Here is a 25,798-nt window from a genome sequence, read left to right as displayed (position 1 = left end):
TGCTTGGGCTTGTCCCGAGCATCTGCATCCGGCGCCGCAGATCCTCGGCACAAGGCCTGACATGACGAAGAGCGGGGCGGCGTTCGCGTCAAACTTAAACCGCCCGCGAGAAAACGCGGACGGTTGCATTATCGTGCGGCATCCGCCTCAAGTGCGGATGATCAGTCCTGCCCCTGCAGGCGGTCCATCACCTGCAGCAGCAGATCCGCGCAGGCCTTCATCGGTTCGTCCTCGGCGCATTTCAGATCGATCCGGGTGTTTCCATCCTCGATCCGGAAATGCGCTGCCTTCGATGGCGGTAGCGGTGGCGGGCGATGACCGCGGAAGCCACGGAAGCCCATATCGCCTCTCCGACCATGCCAGCGGAAATCCGGGCGATCTCCCGGCCTCGCGTCCGGCCGGTCCGTCATCTGCTCATCGTCATCAGGAGCGGACGGAGACGGCGGCGGAGGCGGCGAGCCGGGTTCAGCCGCTGCGGGCGGAGTCGCGGCGGATGGCGGAGCCGGCGGCTGCTGGGCGAAGGCGGTGCCGGCCAGTGCGGCAAGGGCAAGGCCTGATAGCAGAAGTCGTTGCATGGAAACGTTCCTTTCGGAGTTATGAGGCGTGTCTGTTAACACCGCAGCGCGGCTTTGGTTCACGCCCGTCACGGCCTGTGATCGAAATCTGCAAACCGTCTGTGCGGAGGACCTTTCGGCGGACGCAGCGCTTCGGTTCGTCCGTCCTGGCGAACGAGGTAACTCGCATGCACAAAGCCGTCGTCGAAGCGGCCCTGGACGGTGACGGCCTCATCCTGGGTGACGAGTGCGCCACCCTCGCCGGCCCGACCGGTCTCAACAAGCGCCTTGCCGCTGTCGTCCTGCAGCACGAACTTGTTGCCGTAGATCTCGGCGACCTTGCCCTTGATGGTGACGAGGCTCGATACCGGCATGGTCGAAATCGCCACCGGCGTCATCGGCGCCATTTCGGGCGTGGGACGCATCATCTTCACGGCGCCGGCACCACCGGCAGCACCGATAACAAGCGCCACTGCGGCTGATATGACAGGGATCGCCAGCCGGCGCCGGCGGTGTCCTGGCGGCATCGGCGCGGCGGCACCTTCGGGATGTCCGTTGTCCTGGTTTTCATCAGGCATATATCTGCTCCTTGCTTCAGTAATGGCCGCAATCTAACCGCGACACCCCCTCGCCTGCCTGAACCTCTCCGTTCAGATTGAGTTAAGCTCGGCCCGATAGTTTTGGTCCGTCCCCGGCGATGCCCTATGAAAGCCCTGCCCATGCGCGTACTACTCGTCGAAGATGACGAAGACCTGAGCGGCCGGATCGCCGCCGTGCTCCGATCGGAAAACTTCGTCGTCGATATTGCGCGCAACGGCGAGGACGCTCTCCATGCGGGACTGACCGAACTCTTTGATGTCGCAATCCTCGATCTCGGCCTGCCGAAGATCGATGGCGTCAGCGTGCTGAAGGGATGGCGCGAGGGTGATCGCAACCTGCCGGTTCTGGTGCTGACGGCGCGCGACGGTTGGCCGGACAAGGTCTCGAGCTTCAAGGCCGGCGCCGACGATTTCCTTGCCAAACCTTTCAAGGTGGAGGAACTGGTGCTGCGCCTGCGCGCCCTGGTGCGCCGGGCGTCCGGTCACGCCGCCTCGCGCCTTGTCTGCGGCGCGCTGGTCTTCGATGCCCAACTCGGCACCTTCGAGCTCGACGGCCTGCCGCTGAAGCTGACGGCGCTGGAATGGCGGGTGCTCTCCTGCTTGATGCTGCGTAAGGGAATGATCGTCGACCGGCGCGAACTCACCGAGCGCGTCTATGACGGTGATGCCGAAGTCGACTCCAATTCCATCGAGGTCATCATCGCCCGCTTGCGCAAGAAGCTCGGGGCCAACAGCATCGAAACGGTGCGCGGCCGCGGCTATATGCTGACGGCAGCAGCGGCATCATGAAGGCCCCGTCCGTCAAGCCGAGATCGATCGCCGGCCGGCTGCTGATGTTTTCCGGCATCTTCGTGACGCTGGCGCTTGTCGTCGCCGCCATCGTACTCTGGCTGGCGCTGAAGACTGTGGTGCGCGAGCAGGTCGACCAGCGTTTGGACATTCAGATCGGCGCCCTCGCCAGCGCGGTGACGCGTGACGCTGGGGGAAGGCTCGCCCTCTCCGCACCGCTCGATGCGCCCCCATTTGATCGCCTCTCATCCGGCTGGTACTGGCAGATCGATGACGGACAGCAGCGCCTGACCTCACGCTCCCTGATGAACGGCACGATAGACGCGCCGCCACCCCGGCAGGATCTGCGCCATGTGCTGATGGGCATGCCGACATCAGGCATGGGCGGTGATCGCGGAAGAGGACCGCTCTATCTTCGGCAGGCCATCCGCAGCATCGACGGAATGACGCTGACGATCACCGCGACGGCGCCGATGATCGCCCTCGTCGGCCCGGCACTGCGCGCCCTCTTCTGGCTGGTGCCCTGCATGCTGCTGCTCGGCCTCGTGCTGATGGCCGGCACGCTCTGGCAGATCCGCTTCGGCCTGCGCCCGCTGATATCCATGGCGGCTAATATCGATGCCATCAACCGGAGAGAGCGCGGCCGCCTACCCGATGAGGCGACAGTCGAACTTGCGCCGCTCTCACTGAAAACCAATGCGCTGCTGGAGGCCAACGAAGAGAGGCTTGCGGCAACGCGCATGCAGTTTGCCAACCTCGCCCACGGCCTCAAGACTCCGGTGGCGAGCCTGCTGCTGGCGCTCGACGAGCAAAACGACCCCAAAGGCGCATTACGCGGCCTCGCAGCCCGGATAGACAACAGGATCAAACATCATCTCGCCGCCGCCCGCCGGGTGATGGCCTCCTCGGACAATGTCGCCAGCACCGACGTGGCGGCAGCGATCACCGATCTGCATCGGGCGATCGGCCAGATTCATGCCGAGCGCAAGCTCGCCTTCGACACCGATATATCAGAGAGCCTTCGGGTCGCCTGCGACGAAAGCGATGTCGAGGAAATGCTCGGCAACCTGATCGACAACGCCTTCAAATGGGCCTCCGCGCGCGTCATCGTCCGCGCCCGCCGCGACGGCCCGATCGCCCGCATCACCATCGAGGACGACGGCCCCGGCATCCCCCCGGACCGCCTCGCCGCTGTGCTGCTGCCGGGTGTGCGCGAGGACGAACATGTCCCGGGCAACGGGTTCGGACTCAGCATCGTCAATGAACTCGCGGGGCTTTACGGCGGCTCGCTGGTGCTAGAGGCGAATGAGGCGGCGGGCTTGCGGTGTGTATTGTGTTTGCCGGTGGCTGTGGGATCGAGGCTGTAGGTTTCTTCTGCGTCGATGCAGAAATGGAGTCACAGCGCAATTTCATTCCGAGAGGCGTAAAACAAAACCCTACGCGGCGATTTTTTCAACAATATCGCCGCAAGCTACCTTCACGGCCTGTCCTTGAAGCATAATTGTCAGCTCTCGGCATGATGCTCCCTCCCTGAAAGGCACCAGCTGGGGGCCCTTCCCGACCATCTCCGCTCCATCCGAGACGTCTTTCGCCTCGCCTCTGCCTTGTTGCTCGCGTATCCTGACGCCCGATTCGCCGTCCGCAAACGAGGGTGGGCATGAACGAAGCATCAAAGGAGAGCGCGATGACGGACGCCAAGAGCGGCATTTCTGGACTACGGCCGCATATTACAGTCATTGGCGTCGGCGGCGGTGGCGGCAATGCGATCAACAACATGATCGCGGAAAAGCTGGCAGGCGTCGAATTCGTCGCCGCAAACACGGATGCTCAGGTGCTGGCCACCTCCAAGGCGACGCGCCGCATCCAGCTTGGCGCGAATGTGACGGAGGGTCTCGGCGCCGGTTCGTTGCCGGAGGTCGGCCATGCGGCGGCCGAAGAGTCGCTCGATGAGATCATGGATCACCTGGCCGGCTCGCACATGTGCTTCGTCACCGCCGGCATGGGCGGTGGAACGGGCACGGGTGCTGCACCCGTCATCGCCCGCGCTGCGCGTGCCGCCGGCATCCTGACGGTCGGCGTCGTCACCAAACCCTTTACCTTCGAAGGCAATCGCCGCATGCGGATGGCGGAAATCGGCATCGAGGCGCTTCGCCAAGCGGCCGATACGGTCATCGTCATTCCCAACCAGAACCTCTTCCGCATCGCCGATGCAAAAACAACGTTCGCCGATGCCTTCATGACGGCCGACCGCGTGCTCTATGCCGGCGTCGGCTGCATAACCGATTTGATCGTCAAGGAAGGCCTGATCAACCTCGATTTCGCCGACGTGAAGTCGGTCATGTCAGGCATGGGCCGTGCGATGATGGGTACCGGCGAAGCCTCCGGTGAGAGCCGCGCGATGAAGGCGGCGGAAGCAGCAATTGCCAACCCGCTTCTGGATGACATCTCGATGAGGGGCGCCAGGGGCGTGCTGATCTCGATCTCCGGCGGTTCGGATATGACGCTGTTCGAAGTGGACGAGGCGGCAAGCCGCATTCGTGACGAAGTGCAGGAAGACGCCGATATCGTCGTCGGGGCGATCTTCGACCGCAGCCTCGACGGCAAGTTCCGCGTTTCGGTGGTAGCGACCGGCCTCGAAGGCAGCCCCCTGCCCGCATCCGCGCCTCACGCCGCCGAGCAGATCCAGACGCGCACGCTGCAGTAAGCGCAGCGGCGCGACATATCCGAGCACGACAGCCTGCCACGTCTTTTCAGACGCGCGGCGCTGTCGCGCTTCAATGTCATGCGCTCCGGGGAAATCGCTGCGATCACCGATCGTTGATTCGCGATCACCTGTCGTTGATCGTGGGAAGGTGCGTTTCGACCTCTACGCGGCGCTTGTCATCCAGCGGCTCGATGTGCTCCTGCCAGAAGGCCTCGGCCTCCGGCGTGTCATCCTCCCAGTGGCGGATTTTAACGATATTGTCATCGATCTTGGCCAGCCGTTTGCCGCCAAGCCGCAGGTATTCGTCCGCCAGTTCTTTCGATCGGGTCGTTTGCATGTTGTATTCCTCCATAGGCGAACCGAAAGGCCGATCGTCATTACCGGGTTGGCCGGCAATCGGCATCCCCGTTATCGGCGCTTCCGCGCCTTCCAGTTAAACAGTACTGCGGGATCATGGTTCCAAATCATCGGCCGAAACCGGTCCACGCGGCCGGCTGAGGGCATCGGCCGCCATCCATGTTCCGCACGCCCCGCCGCTCTTGCTGCAAGGACAGCCGGAGACGCCTCGTACTTGCTGGAAAGCGGCCTTGTCCGGAACGGCAAGACTGCATACGTCGGGGCGATTTCCGACCGCAGCCTCGACGGCAAGTTCCGCGTTTCAGTGGTAGCGACCGGCCTCGAAGGCAGCCCGCTGCCCGCATCCGCGCCTCACGCCGTTAAACGCCCCGCCGTGAAGAGAACGGGCGGGGCGGCGTCGGCATTCGAGCGGTAAGGCCCATTAGAGCGCCGTGCGTCCTTTCGGACGCACAAAGGACGCTCTAACACTTTCAATCCTCGCATTGTGCTTTCCGAAAATCGATTCCGATTTTCGGGCCGATGCGCTAGGCGAACAAAACGTCCGAGATATTATGCACCACGGCGATTTCGTCGGTCCCGGTGTTGGTGAGGTAAAGATTATCCGCCGCTGAGTCATAGACCACGTTGGTGATCAGGTCGTCTCCCGGTATGGCGATGTTGACGTCAACCGTTGTCTTGACCCCGGTTTCGAAGTCGAAGGCCGTGCCGATATGCTCGCTGCTGGAGGAATCGCCGAAGAAGAACGTGCCGTCGACGGCAAAGCCGTATCCGAGCCCGCCCGCCGCGAAGGTCTTGGATTCGATCGGGCTCAACGTTTCGGGGTCGATCTTCGAGACCTGCCAGGTGGAATCATTGATGCGGCCGACGACGTAAATGCCGATCGAATCCTGCATCGTATTGACGGTCGTGAATCCACCCCAGTCGAACGTACCCGCGCCATTCTTGCCGATAAGGCCGGGAATCGAAGCACCCTTCTGATCGAGAGATCCGTCGGCGGCATCCCATTTTGCAAGATAGGTCTGATCGGGGAAAGGGTCCTCCTCGCTTCTCGCCTCGTTGGTTCTTCCGATGATCTCGCCTCCACGGACCGAAAAATAGGTTCCGCCGACGTCATATTCGCCCTTGTCATAGTCGCCGAGGGAGATGGCGCCGCTGGCGTTGCCGGCTTCAAATGCCGAGGCGTTGTCGTAAACGCTCACCATGGAATCATCCGGGAAACCGTGGCCGGAACTGACGTAATACTTGCCCGTTAGCGGATCGACCGCGACTCCCTGGAGTTCGTAATGATCCAGGAAGGGGCGCACCACATCCGCCTGGACCTCGACATGATTGGTGTTCAACGACTTCCCGTCCGTCGCGCCGTCGACGGTCAGGGTGATCACGCCGGCATCCGCGTGACCGGCGCCGTCGGAGACCTTGTAATATTGGAGTTTCTCCGTGACATGCTCGCCATCGTCGAGGCCCGCCTTGACGGCCGGATTGAGATCGTAGGTGAAGCTTCCATCGCCCGCGAAATGGAAGATACCGAATTCACCCGCCACGTCGGTCGTCTGCCCCTGCCCCTGACCGGCAGGAATGCTGGTGCCCTCGACCGAGCGCAGAAAGAGCGTGCCGGCCTCTCCCGCGTGATCATTGGCGAGCACGTTGCCGGCCATCTCGCTTCCTTCGCGGAAGGAAAAGGCGCCGTCGACCGCGACCGGCGGGCTCGTGACCCCGTGAATGTCGAGCGTGAAATGGCCGACATCGGTGTTGCCGGCACCGTCGGAGATCTTGTAGCCGATCGTCTCCGTCAGCGTCATTCCCTGGAGGAAACCCGCCTTGGCGGTCTCGTTCAGCGTATAGGTGTAAGAGCCGTCGGCCTTGACGTGGAACGTGCCGTATTCACCCTCGATATCGGTGACCTGCCCGTCCCTCTTGGCAAGAACTCTCTCGCCGTCGAAGAAGTTGAGAAACATGTTGCCGGAGCCCCCGGCCAGATCATTCTCCAGCAGATTGCCTGAGATCACGTCATTCTCGGAAGCGCTGCTGACATCGTCGACCGTCACAGGTTTTGCAAGCTCTGTCATGGATATCTCCTTCAAGACCCATTCGCCTTGGCCTATCGGAAAGAAAGCAGCAGAGACTGGGACGGTCAACGAATTTTCCAGCAAAGGTAGTATTTTAGATTTTCACAGCTTTGCCATGAATGCTTCGCTTTATGGGTTGCACACCAAACCACTAGGGACGACGGAAGATGCCGCGCCTAAAGGCGTCACGGAATTGCCCTAGCCTCACCCCACCAATCCCTTGATCTTCGCCGCATCCTCCGCCGTCGCCGGGTTGTACACGACCATGCTGAGATCCGGCCGCCCGTCCACCTGGAAGGCGGAATATTCGAAGGCGAGCGGGCCGAGGATGGGGTGGCGGATATGCTTGGCGCCCTCGCCGTGGCTGCGCACGTCGTTGTCGCGCCACATCGCCAGGAATTCGGGGCTCTTGCGGCAGAGTTCGTCGACGAGGGGCTCGACCTCGGCCGCGGCACCCGCGCGGGCCGCATCCACGCGGAAAGCGGCGACGACGAAGCGAGCGACACTTTCCCAGTCGTATTGAGCGGCGCGTACGCGCGGATCGAGGAAGATGAAGCGCAGCACGTTGCGCTCTTCCGGCGGCAGCGCGCCGTAATCGGTTAGAAGCACCGTCGCCGCCCTGTTCCAGGCAATCACGTCCCAGATGGCGTTGCGGATCAGCGCCGGGCTCGGGTCCAGCGCATCAAGCACGCCCTGCAACCTCGGCGTCACGCCCTCTTGTCTGTGGTAACGCACCTCGGGCGGTCGACCGAGGCCGATGAGGAAGAGATGCTCGCGCTCGACATCAGTCAGCATCAGCGCGCGAGAGATCCGGTCGAGCACGTCGGCAGACGGCGCCCCGCCACGCCCCTGCTCCAGCCAGGTGTACCAGGTCGGGCTGATATTGGCGCGGCTCGCGACCTCCTCGCGCCGCAGACCCGGCGTGCGCCGCCGCTCCCCCGCAAAGCCGAAGACAGCGGGATCGAGCCTGACGCGGCGCCCCTTCAAATAGGCACCGAGCCGATTGTCCGAGGTGACGAATTCGCCCATCCTGTTAGCCTTTATACCATGATAATGTCACTACTTTACCATGATATAGGCAGGGCCGATATGTGTCTCCGGCAAAAACTGGAGATATCACATGCGCGTATTCGTCACTGGAGCCACCGGCTGGGTCGGCTCGGCCGTCGTCGATGAACTGATCGCCGCCGGCCACAAGGTGCTCGGCCTCACCCGCTCGGACAAGGGAGCGGATCAACTGGCCGCCGCCGGTGCCGAGGTCCATCGCGGCACGCTCGACGACCTGGACAGCCTGAAGAGCGGCGCGGCAGAGGTGGATGGCGTCGTCCACACGGCCTTCAATCATGATTTCTCGAAATTTGCCGAGAACTGCGCCGCCGACCGGCGCGCCATCGAGGCGCTGGGCGAAGCCCTCCAAGGTTCCGGCCGGCCGCTGCTGGTGACGGCGGGCCTCGGCCATGCGCCGGGGCGCACCGGCACCGAGAAGGACCCGCCCATGCCAACGTCGCAGACCTACCCTCGCGCCTCCGAAATCACCGCGATATCGCTTGTCGCGCGTGGCGTGCGGGCCGCCACCGTCCGGCTGCCGCCGTCAGTACATGGCCATGGCGATCATGGTTTCGTGCCGATCCTGATCGATTTGGCCCGGCGGACGGGAGTCTCGGCCTATATCGGCGAAGGGCAGAACCGCTGGCCCGCCGTGCACCGGCTCGATGCCGCCCGGCTCTATCGGCTGGCGCTGGAGCGCGGCGCTGTCGGTGGCCCGTTCCTGTCAGTCGCAGAAGAGGGAGTTCCCTTCAGGCAGATTGCCGAGGTCATCGGCCGGCGGCTCGATGTGCCCGCTGTCTCGCTCTCACGGGAAGAAGCGGCCGAGCATTTTGGCTGGTTTGGCATGTTCGCCGGCTTCGACGTCCCGACATCGAGCGAGCATACCCGCGCGCTGCTCAGCTGGGAGCCAAAGCAGCCCGGCCTCCTCGCCGATATCGACCATCCGGCCTATTTCGGTGGGTAGGAACAGTGTCCACATATGAAACTGGAGCATTTCCCTGACTGGAGAAAACGGAAATGCCTCGCGGCTTGGCTCGTGAGGAGAAGCAGCGACAGCCGGAGCTAGTGCGACCGGCTCTCGTTCCTAGCGGCGGGATCGTAGTTGATATCCCAATCCTTCCCGGACTTCTTCTTGCCGGGCGGGTTCTTGTTCACCGTGGCATCTTCCGAGCCGGTGATCACGGTCGGTTTGGCGCTGGCCACACCGCTGCTTTTCCGGTCGGCCTGGGATCTGGCGAACTGGCCGGCTGCGTCTTTTTTGGGATCAGCCATGTCATTGGCCCTTCTGCTTCAGCGCATCGCTGAGAGTCTTCGTCTCGGGATCGCGGTTGTTTTCGCCATGCGCGTCGCGATCGCGATCCGGATCGTCCTTGGCCTTCATATAGCCGCGAGGTTTATTTCCCTTCGGCCCTTCCCAGCGGGGAGACTGATCGGTGGTGCCGGGGGCGCCGTCTTTCGGTGTCGTCATGCCCATCTTCGTTTCTCCTTGTTGAACAGGGGAAACCGAAAAGATCAGGAAGTGTTCCCGCGGGAATTCTTCCCCGGTGAGCCGCCCTGTCGTTCGAAAGCAAGCTTGGCGCAGCAGAGGTGAGCAGGCCCAACCCGCTACCCGGCCCCGCCCTCCGCAAAAAATATGGAACCGTGTTGTCCGCCATTGGTTGACCAGAGGTCTACCTCAAACATGGAGCCGAAAATGAGCAAGACCAACGTTCGTGAACTCCAGAAACGCGCCGAACGGCAGGTAAAGAACACCAGCGCCGGCGGCCATCTCGGCGGCACATATTTCGGGCAGCAACCGGATGGAAAGACCGCCTCGTCGACCAGCAACGACAGCGCCAAGGCGCGGCCGAACGACGGAAGCAAATAGGCGCAGCGGACCTTACCTCACCTAGTAAAAGAACTTCTCCTGCGCCCAGGGACCTGGGCGCCTCCTCTGCTCGCGCCACTCCACCTCGCTATTGATCGGCGACGCCTCCGCTCTAGCTTCTGCTCGCGGGCAGAGCGGCCGCGAGGGATACAATCTTTGGGCGAAGGCTGAGGGGCGACGTGGCATCCTATTCGATTGACGATGCGATCCGGGAACTTGCGCCGGCTCTCGGCAAGGCGCCGGCGGGCGCGGTCAGTGGCGAATGGACTGCCACCACGATGCAGGCGGGGCACTCGTCCCGGACGGGCGGTTACCGCGATGCCGAAGGAAACCATGTCCCGGAGGCCTCCAGGCATCCGCTCGATATCATCTCCGAAGTCGTCGAAAAGCTCGGTGCATCAGGGGTGCCTCGCTTCAACAAGGTGCTAATACGCTGGAAGAAGCCGAAGTTTCCCTTCATGCGGGGAGAGATCACGCTCCAAACCAGTTATGATCGGACGATCGTGCCGCGCGCCCCCGACGACCCGATCTACGAAACCGCAGCCGCTGCGCGGCGCGTCTTCTGGCAGAGCCGCGGTACAGTGCTTCAGAACTTTGCGGCCGAGCGCGGAACGGCCAACATTCACGCCCAGACGAAATGGTTCGGCCCGCATCGCCGCATCCTCGCCATCCAGGCGCCGGACAGGCTGACGCTTGCCACCGACGGGCTGTCGACCCCTTGGGCCGGCATATCCGAGCCGGAGAACGGCGTGGAATGCGAACTCTTCATGGAATTCGGCCCCGCGACCCTGAATGCGGAGGGGATCAAAAACTGGGCAAACCTGCTGATCAACATCGGCGACCTTGTGGCGGACGGCTATCGCGTCGCCCGCGATGTCGAGAAACACGGCGCCATCCTGTTCTGCCGGCTGACCGAGGATTATAGCCCGATGAGCCGGATCATGCTGAGCCAGGCCCCCGGGCGGATCGACGGCCTGCCTTTCGGCTCGGTGCCGCTGATCCGGGCAACGCCGATCGCCGAAGCCGAGATCGAAGGGCAGGATCTTTCCGACGACTGGGGCGCTGCGGCCGCCCGCAACGCGCTCGCGAAACGCGGCATCGGCAGTCATTGATGTCGGCTGGTGCCGGGCGGTTGCCGCCCGGCCAGCGCGATCTTGGACTATTCCTGGATGTCGGGCTCGACGACCCTGGCGAGGTTTCGCAGCGACTCCTGCCAGCCGAGATAACAAGCCTCGGGCGGAATGACGTCAGGCACGCCGGCCTGCACGATGTCCACCTCGGTGCCGACCGAGACCTTTTTCAGTGTCACGGTGACTTCCATTTCGCCAGGCAGGTTGGGGTCGTCGAACCTGTCGGTGTAACGCAGGCGTTCACCTGGGACGAGCTCCAGATATTCGCCGCCGAAGGCGTGGCTGTTGCCCGTCGTGAAGTTACGGAAAGACATTCTGAACGTGCCGCCGACAACCGGCTCCGAATGATGCACGGTGCAGAGGAAGCCGTTCGGCGGAAGCCACTTGGCAAGCGCGTCCGCCTCCAGGAATGCGCGGTAGACTTTCTCCGGGCTGGTCGCCAGAACGCGGTGCAGGCGTATGGTACTCGGCATGGTCGTGATCCTTTTTGAATGGACGGAATGGACGAACCTAGGACGGGCGTGGGCTGATCGATCCGACACCGGATGGAACTTTTCTTCAAGAAAAATTGCTCAAAGCATGTCGCGCAAAACTGTGCAGCGGTTTGCGTCGCGGCTCAGCCGGGCATGCCGTCGAACTGTGGAAGATCGAGCGGCCTTGCCCAGGCGAGCCGCCGCTTGGTGAACATTTCGACTCCCGGCTTGATGAGCTCGGGCCGATCCAGACTGCCGAGCGTCACGAAGACGAGGCCAGGAAAGCTCTCCAGGTTGCTGCTGAACAATCTGGCGCCGCAATCCGGGCAAAAATTGCGGTCGAGCCCCTTGCCTGAATCGGCGACATAGTGAAACGCCTTCGGGCTACCGCTGATCACGGTGAAATCATCCTGCGGTACGGCGAAGAACGTGGCGGCCTCGCCGCCCGTTGCCCTCTTGCAGTCCAGGCAATGGCAGTTGGCGACAAAGTTCGGGTCGGTGTCGAAGGCAAATCTCACCGCGCCGCAAGCGCATTGTCCCGTATATTTCCCCATCATGTCAGGCGCCTTTCATCCCGTGTTTGAACGTTGGCTCGCCGCCGCCGTGCTGCAGACGTCGTCGAGACGCACCTGCGGCCGGCGTCGGCACAAGCCGAATGAGGAGATCTCGACCTCCAGGGCAGCCGTCGTGCCCAGGGCTTAAGCCCTTAAGCCGCGTCCTGCTTTCTCAAGGCCTCAAGAAGCCTCCGGGCGCCCTGTTTTGACGAAGCCGGGTTTTGACCGGTGATCAGCAGGCCGTCCTGGACGACATGCACGCCCCAATCCGCCGTCTTCGAAAACTTTGCGCCCTGCTCCTTCAATACATCCTCGAGCAGGTAGGGAACGACCTCGACCAGGTGCATCGCCTCTTCTTCGGAATCGGTGAAACCCGTGACCGTCCGGCCCTTGGCGATGGGCTTTCCATCCGGCGCCTTCACATTCGTCAGGATACCTGGTGCGTGGCAAACGAGCGCCACGGGTTTTCCCGCCGCGAGCATATCCTCGATGAGCGACAGAGCGTTGCGGTCGTTCGTCAGATCCCAAAGCGGACCGTGCCCGCCGGGGAAGAACACGCTGTCATAGTCCGCCTGGTTGATGTCGGACAATCTCAAGGTGTTGGCGAGCGCAGCCGTTGCCGCCTGGTCGCGCTCGAACCGCCGCGTGTCTTCCGTCTGGAAGGCCGGCTCGTTGCTCTTCGGATCGAGTGGAGGCTGGCCGCCCTTCGGCGAAGCGAGCGTGATGTCGGCTCCGGCGCCACGGAAAACAAAGTAAGGGGCGGCGAGCTCCTCGAGCCAGAAGCCCGTCTTCCTGCCGGTGTTTCCCAGTTGATCATGCGATGTTAGAACCATGAGAATTTTCATTGCTCAGCTCCTTCAAAGCCGGCCGGCGGACAACGCCGTCGGCGCCCGGTTTTACGGTGAATACTGCCTGCAGATCTCATGCTGAAACGGGAGAGGACATAGAGCGGCTGCGCTGGGAAACAAGCTTTCCCGCGTGGTGTTTGCTAGAATTGTCTGAGCAGAAGCCTAACCCAACGAACGGATGTCCCAGGCGACCTCGCTCATGTCATCATTGAACTGGTGATCCCTGCCCTCGAGCGTGCGCACCACGGCGTGCGGAATCGCTTTCGCGTAGAAATGGACGTGAGCCGTCGGCACCTCGTCGTCATCAATCCCATGATAGAGATGGACGGGAAGGCCGGGCGGAAGGGACCCCGAGAAATCCTCGGCACCGCCGATGTCATCGCTCGGCCATCCGCCTTCGCCGATGAAGGGTGCGGCGATGAGAAATAGCCCGCCCAACCTCGGTGTCGGCGGCTGCTCGGCAAGCGCATGCATCAAGATGGTGCCGCCGAACGAATGGCCCACGAGCATTGCGCCATCTTCCAACAAGGCGAATTCCCTCATCAGCGCAGACTTCCACGCAGAGAAGCTGGGATTGTCTTCGCCGGGCATTCGGGGATAGCGGACAACATAATTTCCACCGAGCTCGCGCTCGAGGCTCGCCACGAGCTTGTTGTCCCAGTGGTCATGAACGCCTTCGCCGGCGCCTTGGACAAAGAGAACCTGTTTGATCATCCCGTCAGCCTATTCCCCATAGCAGAGGCAGACAAGATTGCAGCCGCGGCCACGCCCAAACTGTCCGACCTGAGAGATAGATGGACACATGAGGTTGCCACCTATCGCCACGAAAAAGTCAGCTGTCTGCGAGAGCCGTGGACGAAACATTTTCCACAAATTCAGTAGAAAAAGAACGACCTGTCTTTCTCATAATCCCTCAAGCCTCTAGCTTCCACATTGCAAATCGAGCGGAATCATCTGTCGACGGTCGATGGGGAGTCCCGCTTGAAAGGAAGACGAAAAACAAAAATGGCTTGCACCTTAGGAGCCTACCGGTCGGACGCAGCATGGCCAAGCCTTCGCCCCCTCGGTTTCTGGTCCGCTCGACACCATCGATCGCGAAACAATGCAGCCAACCTCGGCAGAACACTTGCAATGACCTGATGATATGGGCTTGCTGATCCCATGATACATTCCCAACCCGAAGCGATCCAATGAAAGAGCCTATATCAGATCAGATCCTTACCGCCGCCAGCGCGCTTTTTTATAGCGAAGGTATTCGCGCCGTCGGCATAGATCGAATCATCGAAGAGGCAAACGTTGCCAAGGCGACCCTCTATCGACACTTCCCATCCAAGGACCACCTTGTGGCAGCCTATCTCCAGGATCGCCACGACCGCGTCATTCGTTCGCTACAGGAGGTTTTGGATGCGGCAAGCACGCCGAGGGATCAGATCAAACTGATTTTCGAGCGCTTGTACGAAAAGGCCGACAGCCCGGAGTTTCGGGGCTGCGCCTTTGCACTTGCCGTCGCCGAGCACGGCGATTCCGAACGCGTCCTCACCGTCGCGCGAACGCACAAGAAGGTTGTGAGGGACATATTTCGCACCATCCTGTCGAGGGCCGATGTCAAGCCCGACCAGGCGGCTGCTCACCTTTCCCTTCTCTATGAAGGCGCCCTTGCCACGGTGGCGGTCGGACGCGATCCCCAGGCCGTTCTCGTCGCCCGGGACTGCGCACTATCGGTATTCGACGCGGCAATCTACTCGACCAGATCTCTTGAGAAGAACGGAACATGACAAAGACCATCGATTACTTCTTCGGCATTGGCTCTCCCTGGGCTTTTATCGGCCTCGAGCCGTTTGCGGCGCTCGCCTCCGAGCATGGGGCATCGATCCACCCCTATGTGATCCCATTGATCGAGGACAATGGCGCGATCTATTCCCGCAACCGGCCGCAAGCGCGCCGCGCCTATTGGGTCAAGGACCTGAAACGTTGGGCCGCGCTGCGGGGTAAAACGCTGAACTTCGAAAACCGCGCCGCCCTTTCTGACCCGACCCCCGCCGGTTTCATGGTCATTGCCGCCATCGATGCGGGGCAAGACTGGCTCAGACTGACAAAGGCGCTTCAGGAGGCCTTCTGGACACGTGGCGAGGACATCGGCCGAGCCGAGGTTCGTCGCGCAATTGCGGATAAGGCAGGGTTCGACGGTGCAGTTCTGGAGCAGCGTGCTCAGGCCGAGGACGTGCAGGCGATCTGGAAATCGAACGCCGAGACCGCCAAGGCTGCCGGTGTCTTCGGGCTTCCAACCTTCCGATACGAAGATGAGTTGTACTGGGGACAGGACAGCCTGCCATTCCTCGAGCGCCATCTCAACGGCGACAAGATCGCCGCCTGATGGATCATCGAGCAGGCCGGCGCCAACAGCATCGGCCCGTTCGTCCCCGGCCAGAGCATCATCCGGAGCACTCCATGTCCATCATCCCCACCGAATGGCTGGCGGCGCATCCGGATAACCCTAGCCGCGTCATTCCTGAAGAGCGTCGAGGCGGCAAATGAGTGTTCTTTCTCCCGCTCTTTCGCAAACGCTTCGCATCCGTTTCGGCGATCGCTTCTCCATCTCGCAGGCCTTGCGCGAACAGCACGGCCGCGGTGAATCCCACCACACGCCCGCCATCCCGGATGCTGTCGTGTTTGCGGAAAGCACCGAGGACGTGGCCGAGATCGTCCGGCTCTGCGCGGCTGAAGACGTGCCGGTGATCGCGTTTGGCGCAGGCACCTCGCTCGAAGGCCATCTGACGGCGGTGCGCGGCGGTGTCTCGATCGATCTTTCACGCATGTCGCAGATCGTCCGCGTCAGCGCCGAGGACCTCGATTGCACCGTCGAGGCCGGTGTGAGCCGCGAGCAATTGAACACGCATCTGCGCGATATGGGCCTGTTTTTCCCGATCGATCCCGGCGCCAACGCCTCGATCGGCGGCATGGCCTCGACGCGGGCATCGGGGACGAACGCCGTGCGCTACGGCACCATGCGCGAAAACGTCCTGTCACTGACCGTCGTGCTGCCGAGCGGCCAGGTCATCCGCACCGGCGGCCGGGCGCGCAAGTCGTCAGCCGGCTACGATCTGACCCGACTGTTCGTCGGTTCCGAGGGTACGCTCGGCATCATTACCGAGGTGACGCTCAGGCTCTACGGCATCCCGGAGACGATTTCCGCAGCGCTCTGCTCGTTCGAAAGCGTCGAGCAGGCGGTCAATGCGGCGATTGCGGTCGTGCAGCTCGGCATTCCGGTTGCCCGCATGGAGTTGATGGACCGCGGCCTGATCGCGGCCGTCAACGCCTATTCCAATCTGTCGCTGAAGATCGAGGACACGCTCGCCTTCGAATTTCATGGCTTTCCGGCTGGGGTTCAGGAGCAGGTCGAAATGGTCAAGGCGATCGTCGAGGAGAATGGCGGCAAGGATTTCGAATGGGCAAACGCACCTGAAGAGCGCAACCGGCTGTGGAAGGCGCGTCACAACGCGTTCTACGCGGTCGTCTCCCAGCGCCCGCATGCCAAAGGCTGGTCATCCGACGTCTGCGTCCCTGTCTCACAGCTCAGCAGCTGCATCCTCAAGACGCGTGATCTTCTGCGCGGCTGCAGCGTTCCCGCCGCCATTCTCGGCCATGTCGGCGACGGCAATTATCACGTCGTCTTCGCTGTCGACCCGGGAAATCAGGCGGAACTCAATGAGGTTGCAGCCATCAACAAGAAGATGGTGCAACATGCAATCTCGGTGGGCGGCACCTCTACCGGCGAACACGGCGTCGGTACCGGCAAGATTGGCTATCTGCGCGGGGAACATGGCGATGCCGTCGATCTCATGGCCGTCATCAAGCATGCCATCGATCCGACAGGCATCATGAACCCAGGCAAAGTCTTGCCCGGATAGACGTCCGCAGTCCGTTGATAAACCCTTGTTTGCCTGGAGCTTTACAAATGAGTTCGTTTCAGCCCCATAGCTCCCACTGGGGCGCCTTTTCCGGCCGCTACGAAGATGGAAAGCTTGAAATCCGTCCCCATCCGGCCGACCCGCATCCATCGCCCCTGCTGGGCAATCTCGCCGCGATCGCCCATAGTCCGGCGCGCATCAGACGTCCGGCTGTCCGGCGCGGCTGGCTCGAAGGCAGCACCGGCAACGCGCAAAATCGCGGGGCAGACGATTATGTCGAAGTCAGCTGGCCGCAGGCGCTGGACCTTGTTTCGAAGGAACTTCGGCGCGTTTATGCAGACTTCGGCGCGCAGGCCGTGTTCGGTGGGTCCTATGGTTGGTCGAGCGCCGGACGCTTCCATCATGCGCAGAGCCAGATCCATCGGTTTCTGAATGTGCTGGGCGGATATATCAGATCCGTCAACACCTACAGCTCGGGTGCGGCCATGGTCATCATCCCGCATGTCTTGGGACCCTACGACCATTTCGAGCGCAAGAGCGTCACCTGGGATGCCATCGAGCGGAGCAGCGAACTGGTCGTCGCCTTCGGCGGAATGGCGATCAAGAACACGGATGTGCATGGCGGCGGCATCAGTGCGCATATCGTGCCCCGGACGCTGAATGGCGCGCACGCGCGCGGTGCGCGTTTTGTCCTCATCAGCCCCCTGAAAGACGATTTTCCTGCTGAGGTGAACGCCGAATGGCTGCCCATCTTGCCCGGCACCGACATAGCGCTGATGCTCGGCCTCGCGCATGTGCTTGCCAGCGAGGGATTGCACGACCGCCAATTTCTCGACCGCTATACGGTCGGCTACGAGCGCTTCGAGGACTACCTGCTTGGCCGGACCGATGGTGTCGACAAGAGCCCGGAATGGGCGTCCCATATCTGCGGCATCGGCAAAGACACCATCAGGAAGCTCGCGCTTTCCATGGCGCGCGCCAGGACGCTGATCACCGTCAGCCATTCCCTGCAGCGTGCCGAGCATGGCGAGCAACCGGTCTGGATGGGCATCGTGCTCGCCGCAATGCTCGGGCAGATCGGACTGGATGGCGGCGGCTATTCCTATTCGCTTGGCGCATTGGGCAATATCGGCAAACACCAGCTTGCCGTCCCACTGCCCACGCTCAGTCAATTCAAGAACGCCGTGCCGGATTTCATTCCCGTCGCGCGCATCGCCGACATGCTCCTCAATCCGGGCAGCGCGTTCAACTATAATGGTCAGGCGATGCGTTATCCCGACATCCGCCTCGTCTATTGGGCGGGCGGCAACCCATTCCATCACCATCAGGATCTCAACAGGCTGCGGGCGGCGTTCAAGAGGCCGGAAACCATCATCGTGCATGAGACGGCCTGGACGTCGTCGGCCCGTCATGCCGACATCGTGCTGCCGGCGACCACCACGCTCGAGCGGGACGACATCGGCGCGGCGGACCGCGATCCGCTGATGATCGCCATGAAAAAGTTGATCGAGCCGGTCGGCGAAGCACGGGACGACTATGACATCTTCTCCGAGATAGCCCGCCGCCTCGGCAGAGCCGAACAGTTCACCGAAAGCCGCACCAGCAAGGAATGGCTCGCCTTTCTTTTCGAGACGACGCGCGAGGCGCTCATAGCCGGTGGACACGAAGCTCCCGACTTCGAGACGTTCTGGGAACGCGGAGAGATACGCCTGCCGCTGAAGCCTGACGACGGTGGACCGGCGCGCGCCTTCCGCGATGATCCATCCGGATCTCCGCTGCAGACGCCATCCGGAAAGATCGAGATCTTTTCCGAGACGATCGAGAGCTTCGGTTACGACGATTGCCGCGGCCATCCGCGATGGTATCGCCCCAAGATGGAGGCAGAGGGCGATGCAAGCAACTACCCGCTCCATCTGGTCTGCAATCAGCCGCATCAGCGGCTGCACAGCCAGTTGGACTATGGCGATTTCAGTCGTTCCACCAAGATCAAAGGCCGGGAACCAGTCCGCATCAACCCGGCCGACGCGGCCGAACGCGGCATTTCGGATGGCGACATTCTGAGGCTGTTCAATGCCCGCGGCAGCTGCCTAGCGGCAGCGGTGATAAGCGAGGACGTGCGACAGGGCGTGATGCAGCTTGCGACGGGTGCGTGGTTCGAACCGAACGACCCGACCGCCGAGAAGTCCATGTGCATCCACGGCAACCCGAATATCCTCACCCGCGACGTCGGAACCTCGCAATTGGCCCAGGGCTCGACCGGACAGCTTACCAGGGTGGAGGCGGAGCGGTTCGCCGGCGAACTGCCGCCGGTGCGGATCTTCGAGGGAATGAAGTTCGCAGACATATCGCGACAAGCCCGGAAAAGCTGATCCACACACACGCAGAAACCGAACAAAATAATCCATAAATTTAGTAGAAAAAGAACAACTGGTCTTTCTCCCTCCTGTTGCCCTGCTTAGGCTATGCGTCGTGATCTCCTTGGCAAACAATACAGGACCGCATTATGATCGAACGCTTTTCCCCGTTCTCCCTTCCCCGGCGTCGCCTGCTGATCGCCACGTCCGCACTGGCAATCGCCGCCTTGGTGGTAACGGCGGAGTTCAATCCGGCTCTGAGTGCCGATAGCCCACACAACGGCGGTGACATCACCTTCCTCATCGACTCGCTGGGCGATACCTGGATCCCGAACAACAGCGCCATCTCCAGCTTCCAGGGCCACATCTGGGGCCATGTGACCGATAAGCTCCTTTACGTCGATGCTGACGGCAAGGTCAGCCCCTGGATCGCCGAGCGCTGGGAGCAGAACGACAAGGCCACCGAGTTCACCCTGCACCTGAAGAGCGGCGTGACTTTCTCCGACGGCACCCCGCTCGATGCGTCGGCCGTCGTCGCCAACCTCGACATCTGGTACGCCGGCCGCAAGAGCGAGGGCATCAACCCGATCGGTCTCTTCCCGAAGACTTACGACCACGCCGAGGCAGTGGACGCGGCTACCGTGAAGGTCTTCTTCAAGGCGCCGACACTCGGCTTCATCCCGACCCTCGGCTACCACGGCTCGATCCTGATCTCCCCCAAGACCCTCGCGCAGCCTGCCGCCCAGCAGGCCGACCTCAGCAAGACCGCCGGCAGCGGCCCCTATGTGGTCGATTCCTGGAAGGAAGGCGACTTCGTCAAGCTGGTCAAGCGCAAGGACTACAACTGGGGTCCCGCCGCGGTCGGCCATACCGGCCCGGCCTATCTCGACACGATCACCTACAAGCTGGTGTCCGAGCCGTCGCTGCGCGTGGCTGCGGTTCAGTCCGGCCAGGCCGACGTCGCCTACAACGCCTCGCCGCAGGAGCTGGAGTCTCTCAAGGCAGAAGGCTTCACCACCGCGACACCACGTTATCTCGGCTTCGTGAACGGCTGGGCTGTCAACACCAAGCTTGCGCCCTACGATGACGTGAAAGTACGCCAGGCCCTCCAGGCCGGCATCAATCGCCAGGAGATCATCGACACCGTCTATACGTCAGACTGGAAACTGGCGACCTCCTTCATCCAAAGCAACGTGCCGGGAGCGACCGACCAAAGCGCCCTGCTGGCCTACAACCCCGAAAAGGCCGAGAAGCTCCTCGACGAAGCGGGCTGGACAAAGGGCGCGGACGGCATCCGCACCAAGAACGGCCAGCCGCTGGTGCTGACGCTGCATTCCAACCCCTACCTCGCAACCTCGAAATCGGTCGATGAGCTTATCGCCCAGCAGCTCGGCAAGATCGGCTGGAAAGTCGCTATCCGTTCCTACGACGTCGTCACCTACGGCCAGAAGGTCAAATACGGCAGCCCGGCCGTGCCGGCCTATGAGGTGACGCGCAGCTTCATCGACGCCGGCACCGTCGCCAGTATCCTGACAAATGCCAACAACGGCGAGAACTGGTTCGCCCTCGACGAGAGCGACAAGACGCTCAACGAACTCCGTGACAAGATCGCCAGCGCCGGTTCCATCGAAAGCCGCAAACCGCTCCTCGACGAACTACAGAAATACATCCTCGATCAGGGTTACTTCATCCCGCGCACACAGATCGTCCAGCGGATCTACGTGCAGTCTCCGAAGCTCAAGGGCGAAGTCTACAACGGCGTCGCCTATGCCAGCTACTACACGGCCACGAAGAGCGAATAACCCGCAATTCAACCGAGCAACTTAAGAAGGTGACGGCATGAGCAAAGCCTACCTCAACTACGCCGCAAAACGCCTCGTGCAGGCGATCGTCGTGATCCTGCTGGCTTATGTCTTCACCTTCGTCGTCGTCAGCATCCTGCCCGGCGACCCGATCACCAATGTCCTGAACAATCCTCAGAATGGCTTCACACCGGATGAGATCAAGGAGATCATCGCCGCCCAGGGCCTGGATAAGCCGATCCCGGTCCAGCTGTGGACATCTTTTTCCGGATTCGTGACCGGCGATCTCGGCCTGTCGATGCGAACCAACCGGCCCGTGTCGACCCTGATCGCCGAGGTGCTGCCGTCGACCTTGGTCCTTGCTTCCGCAGGCCTCGTCGTCGCGCTGCTGCTGTCGGCGGTGATCGCCTATGGCACGCAGTTTCTGCCAAAACGGTTCGGTCAGGGCCTGCTGCGCGGCTTCCCGTCCCTGTTCCTGTCGGTGCCGAACTTTGTGATCGGCCTGGTGCTGATCCATCTCTTCGGCTTCCAGCTCGGCGTCTTTCGCGTGATCGAGCCCGACAGCTTCTGGGCGACGCTTTTCGCGGCCATCGCGCTCGGCATCCCCATCTCCGCGCAAATCGCCGAAGTGCTCATCGCCAATCTCGATCATGAGTCCGGGCAGGAATACGCCGCCGTCGCCCGGGGTCGCGGCCTCGGGCAAATGCGCCTGTTCGCCAAGCACCTGCTCAAGCCGTCGTCGCTGCCGGTTATCACCGTTATCGCGCTCACCATCGGCGAACTGCTCGGCGGTTCGCTGATCACCGAGACGGTGTTCGGACGCACCGGTCTCGGCAGCCTGGTGCAACGGTCGGTGAGCACGCAGGACCTGCCCGTCCTGCAGGCGGTCGTCTCGCTGGCAGCGGTGGTCTTCGTGATCGTCAACCTGATCGCCGATCTGACCTACCCACTGCTCGACCCGCGCGTAAAGCTTCTTGGCGCTCCCGAGCGCCGTCCAACCACGGCTGACGAAGGCTCCATCGGCATTTCCAAGGCGGTGACGCCATGACCCTCGCCTCCGCTTCCTCTGCCTCGCATGTCGCGGCGATCAGCCGGCTGACGGCGCTACGCCTACCGCCGATCGTCGCGCTGTCCTTCGCTATCGTCGCGCTCGCCATCGCCTGGTCTCTCGCTCCGAGCCTGTTCACCAGCTATGACCCGGTCAACGGCGTTCCCGCTCAAAAGCTGCTCGGCCCCAGCGCGGCGCACTGGTTCGGCACCGATCACCTCGGCCGCGATCTCTACACCCGCGTCGTCTACGGCACGGCCTCCTCGGTGGCGAGCGCGCTGATCGCCGTCGTCATCGGCGTTGTCGCCGGTGGCCTCATCGGCCTCCTGGCCGGCTTCTTCGGCGGCTGGGTGGACACCCTGTTCGCCCGCCTCGTCGACGTTCTGCTGGCTATTCCGAAATTCCTGCTGGCCGTCATCGTCGTCACCGCGATCGGCTTCGACACCACCAACGCCGCCATTGCAACCGGCGTTTCGGCGGTCGCCCTCTTCGCCCGGGTGATGCGCTCGGAGGTGATCAAGACCCGGCAGGCGACATTCGTCGAGTCCTCCTTTCTGCTCGGCGGGTCGCGCTGGCACATCCTGTGGCGTCACGTGCTGCCGAACGCCTCGCGCTCGGTGCTGCCGCTTGCGGTGCTGCAGTTCGGCGACTCGATCCTGGTGATCGCCAGTCTCGCTTTCCTCGGCTACGGCGACCCGCCGCCGGCCTCCGACTGGGGCCTGCTGATCTCGATCGGCAAGGACTACCTCAAATGGCCGTGGCTGGTTTACGCCCCCGCCTTCGTCACGATCGCAACCGTCCTCTCCGTGAACAGGATCAGCCGATGGCTTCGCAAAACAGACTGACTGAGCTTTTCGCCCACACAGACGCCACCGGGCTGCCGCTCCAGCGATCAGCCCCTCTGCTCCGGGTTGACGGGTTGTCGGTTTCCTACGGGCCGCACGAAGTCGTCAGCAACGTCGGGTTTCAACTCGGCCGCGGCAAGAGCCTCGCCCTCATCGGCGAGTCGGGTTCGGGCAAATCGACCATCGCCCGGGCGGTGTTGCGGCTGCTCCCCAGCGGTGGACGCGCTGCCGGCCGCGTCGAGTTCGACGGCCAGGAGATACTGGGACTCCCGGAGCGCCGTTTCCGGCCGCTCAGAGGACGGGCGATCGGGTTCGTCCCGCAGGATCCCGGCAACTCGCTCAACCCGGTGCGGACGATCGGCGCCCAGGCGATGGAGGCGGCAGCACTCGTCGACGAGCCCAATAAGGCAATCCGCAAGGCGCTCATCCTGGAGACCTTCGCCCAGGTCGGGCTCGACAATCTCCAACGGGTCTACGACTCCTACCCGCACCAGCTCTCCGGCGGCATGCTGCAGCGCGTGCTGATCGGCCTTGCAGTCCTGCCACGGCCGTCGCTGCTGGTCGCGGACGAGCCGACGTCGGCGCTCGACGTCACGATCCAGAAGCGTATCCTCGACCTGCTTTCCAAGTTGCAGCACGAGCTTGAGATCAGCCTGCTTCTCATCACCCACGACCTGGCGATCGCCGCCGAGCGGGCGGACTCCCTGGTGGTGCTCAAGGACGGCGTCGTCCAGGAAGCCGGCAGCACCGCTTCCGTCTTCTCCGCGCCCTCCTCGGCATACGCCAGGAAGCTGCATGCCGACGTCCCGGCCCTCAACCCCGATCGCTACCGTGCGCTGCGCGATCCCGGCTTCCGTTTCCTCGGAACCAAAGCCGACAAGGCACCGAAGATCGAAGTCAGCGGCGTCACGAAGACCTTCACGGTCGACGGCAAGGTTCTGACGGCCGTCAATGAGGTGTCGTTTGCCGTCCCGGCTGGCACCACACACGCGCTGGTCGGCGAATCCGGTTCGGGCAAGACGACGGCAATCCGGCTGCTGCTCGGGCTCGAGCAACCCGACATCGGCAATATTGCCGTCGCCGGCGAGCAGCTCGCCGGTCGCTCGCCAGAGTCCCTGCGCGCGGTATGGCGCCACCTTCAGCTCGTTTATCAGAACCCGTTCACCTCACTGGACCCGACCTGGAAAGTCGAGCAGTTGGTGCGCGAACCGCTCGACCGGTTCAAGATCGGCACCCGCGAGGAGCGGGCCGAGCAGGTCCGCGAAGCGCTGGCCAATGTCGGGCTCGGCGAACACCTGCTTTCCCGCAAGCCGGAAGCCTTGTCAGGTGGCCAGCGCCAGCGCGTGGCCATCGCCCGGTCGCTGGTGCTCAAGCCTGACGTCATCGTGCTCGATGAGCCCACCTCCGCGCTCGACGTCAGCGTCCAGGCCGATATCGTCGAGGTGCTGCTCTCGCTGCAAGCCAAGCTTGGCCTCACCTATGTTTTCGTCTCCCACGATCTGGCTCTGGTGCGCCAGCTCGCCCACACGGTTTCGGTGATGCAGCGCGGGCGCATCGTCGAGCATGGGACCGTCACCGACATCTTCGAACGCCCCAGGGAGCCGTACACACGCTCGCTGCTGGAATCGATCCCATCAGGCGCCGCTGCTATCGCCCGCGCGCCACACCCCAGACCGCAGTGGTTCGTCAACGAGGAAAAGATCGCATGACCATCGCCGCGCCTGCCATCCCTCAGCCCGCGCCGTTCCGTCCGAAACAGCGGCTCGGCTTCAACACCCGGGTGTCCTTCAACGACGACGCCGGGCCGGCGCAGGGGCTACGCGACGGGATCGAGCTGTTCAAGGCCGCCGAGCGGCTGGGTTATCAGTCGGGCTGGGCCTACCAACGGCACTTCGACCACTACCTGTCGTCACCGCTTCCGTTCTTCGCCGCGGCCGGCCAGCATACCAGGCATATCACGCTCGGCTCGGCTGTTATCCCGATGCGCTACCAGGACCCCATCCTGCTCGCCGAGGCGGCCGGCACGACCGACCTTTTGATCGGCGGCCGCTTGGAGCTGGCCATCTCGACGGGCGCCAATGCGGCGTTCGACGCCGTCTTCGGTACGGCAGACACCGATGCCCGGACGGAAGCCAAACGCCGTCAGGCGCGCTTCCTCGCCGCGATCTCGGCTGAGGTTCTCCACACCGTCGCTGGGCAAGGCCAAGGCGCCCCGGAGGGTACTGAACTGCGGGTGACGCCGCACAGCCCGACCCTGCGCTCGCGGATCAGACAGGGCTCGGCTAGTCTGGATTCGGCGGTGCAGGCTGCCAAGCTCGGAATCGGGCTCATCTCAGGCACTGTGCAGCACGACCACGACGAGGGCGAAACCTTCGGGGAGTATCAGGCTCGCTGCATCGCGGCTTTCCGTGCGACCTGGCGCGAGACGTGGAACACCCAACCGCCGCCAGTCGCCGTTGCCGCCTCAATCCTGGTCGGCACCACGGCCGAGCTTCGGGAGAAGTATGCCGCCTACGACCTCGAGCGCCGCACCCAGGGAATTGCCGCGTCCCGTCCCAAGGGGGCGCTGACGCCGGCCGTGCCAGCCAATCAGCCGCCCGGCATCCAGATCTCCCCGGTCTTCCAAGGCACGCCCGACCAGGTGCTTGAGGCCGTGCTTGACGACCCAGGCCTTGCCTCCGCCGATGAGCTTGTGCTCTTCCTTCCCCCCGCCTTCGACCTTGCCGAAAACGTGCGGCTGCTGACGGACCTGGCAGACACGGTGGCCCCCAACCTCGGCTGGTCGCCTACCATTTGAACCACACTGATGCCAGCGGTTGAGCGTCGCCATTGCGGCTGGAGCAGCCATCAGGG

At 62.8% G+C, this 25,798-nt stretch carries 27 protein-coding genes; 16 read left to right on the top strand and 11 right to left on the bottom strand.

The annotated features are described in order from the left end of the window. Window positions 1-161: 161 nt before the first annotated feature. Window positions 162-575 (bottom strand): hypothetical protein, encoded by a 414-nt coding sequence (locus tag EEQ99_RS09280; protein WP_047610598.1) that lies wholly within the window; start codon window positions 573-575, stop codon window positions 162-164. Between the two features lie 68 nt (window positions 576-643). Continuing rightward, window positions 644-1,132 (bottom strand): hypothetical protein, encoded by a 489-nt coding sequence (locus EEQ99_RS09275; protein WP_097542254.1) that lies wholly within the window; start codon window positions 1,130-1,132, stop codon window positions 644-646. 141 nt (window positions 1,133-1,273) lie between these two features. Between EEQ99_RS09275 and EEQ99_RS09270 the strand changes: the two genes are divergently transcribed. The 3 genes from EEQ99_RS09270 (at window position 1,274) to ftsZ (ending at window position 4,646) form a co-directional block, all read left to right on the top strand. Further along, the gene (locus EEQ99_RS09270) at window positions 1,274-1,942 is read left to right on the top strand and encodes a response regulator transcription factor (RefSeq protein WP_063475171.1); all 669 of its coding nucleotides are present in this window, start codon (window positions 1,274-1,276) and stop codon (window positions 1,940-1,942) included. Next, window positions 1,939-3,309: a sensor histidine kinase gene (locus EEQ99_RS09265; RefSeq protein WP_127430272.1), complete on the top strand. Its 1,371-nt coding sequence runs from the start codon at window positions 1,939-1,941 to the stop codon at window positions 3,307-3,309. Before EEQ99_RS09270 ends, EEQ99_RS09265 begins: the two co-directional genes overlap by 4 nt. A 317-nt stretch (window positions 3,310-3,626) precedes the next feature. Beyond that, entirely contained in the window at window positions 3,627-4,646 is a 1,020-nt protein-coding gene (ftsZ, locus tag EEQ99_RS09260; protein WP_012758070.1) for a cell division protein FtsZ, read from the top strand. Window positions 4,647-4,770: 124 nt separating this feature from the next. Here ftsZ and EEQ99_RS09255 read toward each other — a convergent pair whose 3' ends face one another. Together EEQ99_RS09255 and EEQ99_RS09245 are read right to left on the bottom strand one after the other, a co-directional pair. After that, entirely contained in the window at window positions 4,771-4,983 is a 213-nt protein-coding gene (locus EEQ99_RS09255) for a hypothetical protein (protein ID WP_047611710.1), read from the bottom strand. Between the two features lie 544 nt (window positions 4,984-5,527). Further along, a complete protein-coding gene (locus tag EEQ99_RS09245) occupies window positions 5,528-7,069 on the bottom strand; it encodes an Ig-like domain-containing protein (RefSeq protein WP_127430271.1) in 1,542 nt (513 codons plus the stop codon). Here EEQ99_RS09245 and EEQ99_RS09240 point away from each other — a divergent pair. Further along, the gene (locus EEQ99_RS09240; protein ID WP_125853736.1) at window positions 7,068-7,271 is read left to right on the top strand and encodes a hypothetical protein; all 204 of its coding nucleotides are present in this window, start codon (window positions 7,068-7,070) and stop codon (window positions 7,269-7,271) included. The two genes, EEQ99_RS09245 and EEQ99_RS09240, sit on opposite strands and share 2 nt — an antisense overlap. 2 nt (window positions 7,272-7,273) lie before the next feature. Here the strand turns inward: EEQ99_RS09240 and EEQ99_RS09235 are convergent, their stop codons facing one another. After that, window positions 7,274-8,098 (bottom strand): helix-turn-helix transcriptional regulator, encoded by an 825-nt coding sequence (locus EEQ99_RS09235; RefSeq protein ID WP_127430270.1) that lies wholly within the window; start codon window positions 8,096-8,098, stop codon window positions 7,274-7,276. 91 nt (window positions 8,099-8,189) lie between these two features. Here EEQ99_RS09235 and EEQ99_RS09230 point away from each other — a divergent pair, with 91 nt between their 5' ends. After that, window positions 8,190-9,080: an SDR family oxidoreductase gene (locus EEQ99_RS09230; RefSeq protein WP_063475174.1), complete on the top strand. Its 891-nt coding sequence runs from the start codon at window positions 8,190-8,192 to the stop codon at window positions 9,078-9,080. A gap of 98 nt (window positions 9,081-9,178) precedes the next feature. On the opposite strand, the gene EEQ99_RS09225 is transcribed toward EEQ99_RS09230, so the two are convergent. Continuing rightward, a complete protein-coding gene (locus EEQ99_RS09225) occupies window positions 9,179-9,388 on the bottom strand; it encodes a hypothetical protein (protein WP_028757272.1) in 210 nt (69 codons plus the stop codon). A 1-nt stretch (window position 9,389) separates the two neighbouring features. Continuing rightward, a complete protein-coding gene (locus EEQ99_RS09220; RefSeq protein WP_028757271.1) occupies window positions 9,390-9,590 on the bottom strand; it encodes a hypothetical protein in 201 nt (66 codons plus the stop codon). Between the two features lie 219 nt (window positions 9,591-9,809). Between EEQ99_RS09220 and EEQ99_RS34505 the strand changes: the two genes are divergently transcribed. Both EEQ99_RS34505 and EEQ99_RS09215 read left to right on the top strand, forming a co-directional pair. Then, the gene (locus tag EEQ99_RS34505) at window positions 9,810-9,983 is read left to right on the top strand and encodes a hypothetical protein (protein ID WP_088930348.1); all 174 of its coding nucleotides are present in this window, start codon (window positions 9,810-9,812) and stop codon (window positions 9,981-9,983) included. Between the two features lie 179 nt (window positions 9,984-10,162). After that, window positions 10,163-11,095, top strand: a complete 933-nt coding sequence (locus EEQ99_RS09215; protein WP_127430269.1) for a hypothetical protein — start codon at window positions 10,163-10,165, stop codon at window positions 11,093-11,095. 47 nt (window positions 11,096-11,142) lie between these two features. Here EEQ99_RS09215 and EEQ99_RS09210 read toward each other — a convergent pair whose 3' ends face one another. The 4 genes from EEQ99_RS09210 to EEQ99_RS09195 form a co-directional block, all read right to left on the bottom strand. Then, the gene (locus tag EEQ99_RS09210; protein WP_003560606.1) at window positions 11,143-11,586 is read right to left on the bottom strand and encodes an SRPBCC family protein; all 444 of its coding nucleotides are present in this window, start codon (window positions 11,584-11,586) and stop codon (window positions 11,143-11,145) included. A 143-nt stretch (window positions 11,587-11,729) separates the two neighbouring features. Continuing rightward, window positions 11,730-12,143 (bottom strand): GFA family protein, encoded by a 414-nt coding sequence (locus EEQ99_RS09205; RefSeq protein ID WP_127430268.1) that lies wholly within the window; start codon window positions 12,141-12,143, stop codon window positions 11,730-11,732. Between the two features lie 149 nt (window positions 12,144-12,292). Then, a complete protein-coding gene (locus tag EEQ99_RS09200; protein WP_028757268.1) occupies window positions 12,293-12,985 on the bottom strand; it encodes a type 1 glutamine amidotransferase domain-containing protein in 693 nt (230 codons plus the stop codon). Between the two features lie 165 nt (window positions 12,986-13,150). Next, window positions 13,151-13,702, bottom strand: coding sequence for an alpha/beta hydrolase (locus EEQ99_RS09195; protein ID WP_127430267.1), 552 nt, complete (start codon window positions 13,700-13,702; stop codon window positions 13,151-13,153). Window positions 13,703-14,178: 476 nt separating this feature from the next. Here EEQ99_RS09195 and EEQ99_RS09190 point away from each other — a divergent pair, with 476 nt between their 5' ends. The 9 genes from EEQ99_RS09190 (at window position 14,179) to EEQ99_RS09150 (ending at window position 25,742) form a co-directional block, all read left to right on the top strand. Next, the gene (locus EEQ99_RS09190) at window positions 14,179-14,763 is read left to right on the top strand and encodes a TetR/AcrR family transcriptional regulator (RefSeq protein ID WP_097542251.1); all 585 of its coding nucleotides are present in this window, start codon (window positions 14,179-14,181) and stop codon (window positions 14,761-14,763) included. Next, window positions 14,760-15,362 (top strand): 2-hydroxychromene-2-carboxylate isomerase, encoded by a 603-nt coding sequence (locus EEQ99_RS09185; RefSeq protein WP_097542250.1) that lies wholly within the window; start codon window positions 14,760-14,762, stop codon window positions 15,360-15,362. The genes EEQ99_RS09190 and EEQ99_RS09185 overlap by 4 nt, the downstream gene beginning before the upstream one ends. A 157-nt stretch (window positions 15,363-15,519) precedes the next feature. Continuing rightward, complete coding sequence (locus tag EEQ99_RS09180; protein WP_028758199.1) at window positions 15,520-16,896, top strand: FAD-binding oxidoreductase; 1,377 nt, start codon at window positions 15,520-15,522, stop codon at window positions 16,894-16,896. A 47-nt stretch (window positions 16,897-16,943) separates the two neighbouring features. Next, the gene (locus tag EEQ99_RS09175) at window positions 16,944-19,265 is read left to right on the top strand and encodes a molybdopterin guanine dinucleotide-containing S/N-oxide reductase (RefSeq protein WP_127430266.1); all 2,322 of its coding nucleotides are present in this window, start codon (window positions 16,944-16,946) and stop codon (window positions 19,263-19,265) included. Between the two features lie 134 nt (window positions 19,266-19,399). Continuing rightward, the gene (locus tag EEQ99_RS09170) at window positions 19,400-21,052 is read left to right on the top strand and encodes an ABC transporter substrate-binding protein (RefSeq protein ID WP_097542248.1); all 1,653 of its coding nucleotides are present in this window, start codon (window positions 19,400-19,402) and stop codon (window positions 21,050-21,052) included. A gap of 37 nt (window positions 21,053-21,089) precedes the next feature. Further along, on the top strand, window positions 21,090-22,100 hold the full coding sequence (locus EEQ99_RS09165; protein ID WP_097542247.1) for an ABC transporter permease: 1,011 nt from the start codon (window positions 21,090-21,092) through the stop codon (window positions 22,098-22,100). Continuing rightward, window positions 22,097-22,945, top strand: coding sequence for an ABC transporter permease (locus EEQ99_RS09160; RefSeq protein WP_097542246.1), 849 nt, complete (start codon window positions 22,097-22,099; stop codon window positions 22,943-22,945). The genes EEQ99_RS09165 and EEQ99_RS09160 overlap by 4 nt, the downstream gene beginning before the upstream one ends. Next, window positions 22,924-24,654, top strand: coding sequence for a dipeptide ABC transporter ATP-binding protein (locus EEQ99_RS09155; RefSeq protein ID WP_127430265.1), 1,731 nt, complete (start codon window positions 22,924-22,926; stop codon window positions 24,652-24,654). Before EEQ99_RS09160 ends, EEQ99_RS09155 begins: the two co-directional genes overlap by 22 nt. Beyond that, window positions 24,651-25,742, top strand: coding sequence for an LLM class flavin-dependent oxidoreductase (locus EEQ99_RS09150; RefSeq protein WP_127430264.1), 1,092 nt, complete (start codon window positions 24,651-24,653; stop codon window positions 25,740-25,742). The genes EEQ99_RS09155 and EEQ99_RS09150 overlap by 4 nt, the downstream gene beginning before the upstream one ends. Window positions 25,743-25,798 lie beyond the last annotated feature (56 nt).

Source organism: Rhizobium anhuiense, from assembly GCF_003985145.1.
GTDB lineage: Bacteria > Pseudomonadota > Alphaproteobacteria > Rhizobiales > Rhizobiaceae > Rhizobium > Rhizobium anhuiense.
Note: the sequence above shows the minus strand (reverse complement) of the source record. Positions and strands in the feature narration are given on the sequence as shown.

Bases quoted from the DNA above. Each gene is read 5' to 3' on its own strand.
- EEQ99_RS09270 (WP_063475171.1), top strand. From the start codon at position 1,274: ATGCGCGTACTACTCGTCGAAGATGACGAAGACCTGAGCGGCCGGATC.
- EEQ99_RS09230 (WP_063475174.1), top strand. From the start codon at position 8,190: ATGCGCGTATTCGTCACTGGAGCCACCGGCTGGGTCGGCTCGGCCGTC.
- EEQ99_RS09225 (WP_028757272.1), bottom strand. From the start codon at position 9,388: ATGGCTGATCCCAAAAAAGACGCAGCCGGCCAGTTCGCCAGATCCCAG.
- EEQ99_RS09165 (WP_097542247.1), top strand. From the start codon at position 21,090: ATGAGCAAAGCCTACCTCAACTACGCCGCAAAACGCCTCGTGCAGGCG.
- EEQ99_RS09200 (WP_028757268.1), bottom strand. From the start codon at position 12,985: ATGAAAATTCTCATGGTTCTAACATCGCATGATCAACTGGGAAACACC.
- EEQ99_RS09150 (WP_127430264.1), top strand. From the start codon at position 24,651: ATGACCATCGCCGCGCCTGCCATCCCTCAGCCCGCGCCGTTCCGTCCG.
- EEQ99_RS09265 (WP_127430272.1), top strand. From the start codon at position 1,939: ATGAAGGCCCCGTCCGTCAAGCCGAGATCGATCGCCGGCCGGCTGCTG.
- EEQ99_RS09205 (WP_127430268.1), bottom strand. From the start codon at position 12,143: ATGATGGGGAAATATACGGGACAATGCGCTTGCGGCGCGGTGAGATTT.
- EEQ99_RS09195 (WP_127430267.1), bottom strand. From the start codon at position 13,702: ATGATCAAACAGGTTCTCTTTGTCCAAGGCGCCGGCGAAGGCGTTCAT.
- ftsZ (WP_012758070.1), top strand. From the start codon at position 3,627: ATGACGGACGCCAAGAGCGGCATTTCTGGACTACGGCCGCATATTACA.
- EEQ99_RS09245 (WP_127430271.1), bottom strand. From the start codon at position 7,069: ATGACAGAGCTTGCAAAACCTGTGACGGTCGACGATGTCAGCAGCGCT.
- EEQ99_RS09220 (WP_028757271.1), bottom strand. From the start codon at position 9,590: ATGGGCATGACGACACCGAAAGACGGCGCCCCCGGCACCACCGATCAG.
- EEQ99_RS09175 (WP_127430266.1), top strand. From the start codon at position 16,944: ATGAGTTCGTTTCAGCCCCATAGCTCCCACTGGGGCGCCTTTTCCGGC.
- EEQ99_RS09280 (WP_047610598.1), bottom strand. From the start codon at position 575: ATGCAACGACTTCTGCTATCAGGCCTTGCCCTTGCCGCACTGGCCGGC.
- EEQ99_RS09185 (WP_097542250.1), top strand. From the start codon at position 14,760: ATGACAAAGACCATCGATTACTTCTTCGGCATTGGCTCTCCCTGGGCT.
- EEQ99_RS09235 (WP_127430270.1), bottom strand. From the start codon at position 8,098: ATGGGCGAATTCGTCACCTCGGACAATCGGCTCGGTGCCTATTTGAAG.
- EEQ99_RS09275 (WP_097542254.1), bottom strand. From the start codon at position 1,132: ATGCCTGATGAAAACCAGGACAACGGACATCCCGAAGGTGCCGCCGCG.
- EEQ99_RS09255 (WP_047611710.1), bottom strand. From the start codon at position 4,983: ATGCAAACGACCCGATCGAAAGAACTGGCGGACGAATACCTGCGGCTT.
- EEQ99_RS09240 (WP_125853736.1), top strand. From the start codon at position 7,068: ATGGATATCTCCTTCAAGACCCATTCGCCTTGGCCTATCGGAAAGAAA.
- EEQ99_RS09170 (WP_097542248.1), top strand. From the start codon at position 19,400: ATGATCGAACGCTTTTCCCCGTTCTCCCTTCCCCGGCGTCGCCTGCTG.
- EEQ99_RS09155 (WP_127430265.1), top strand. From the start codon at position 22,924: ATGGCTTCGCAAAACAGACTGACTGAGCTTTTCGCCCACACAGACGCC.
- EEQ99_RS09160 (WP_097542246.1), top strand. From the start codon at position 22,097: ATGACCCTCGCCTCCGCTTCCTCTGCCTCGCATGTCGCGGCGATCAGC.
- EEQ99_RS09210 (WP_003560606.1), bottom strand. From the start codon at position 11,586: ATGCCGAGTACCATACGCCTGCACCGCGTTCTGGCGACCAGCCCGGAG.
- EEQ99_RS09180 (WP_028758199.1), top strand. From the start codon at position 15,520: ATGAGTGTTCTTTCTCCCGCTCTTTCGCAAACGCTTCGCATCCGTTTC.
- EEQ99_RS34505 (WP_088930348.1), top strand. From the start codon at position 9,810: ATGAGCAAGACCAACGTTCGTGAACTCCAGAAACGCGCCGAACGGCAG.
- EEQ99_RS09190 (WP_097542251.1), top strand. From the start codon at position 14,179: ATGAAAGAGCCTATATCAGATCAGATCCTTACCGCCGCCAGCGCGCTT.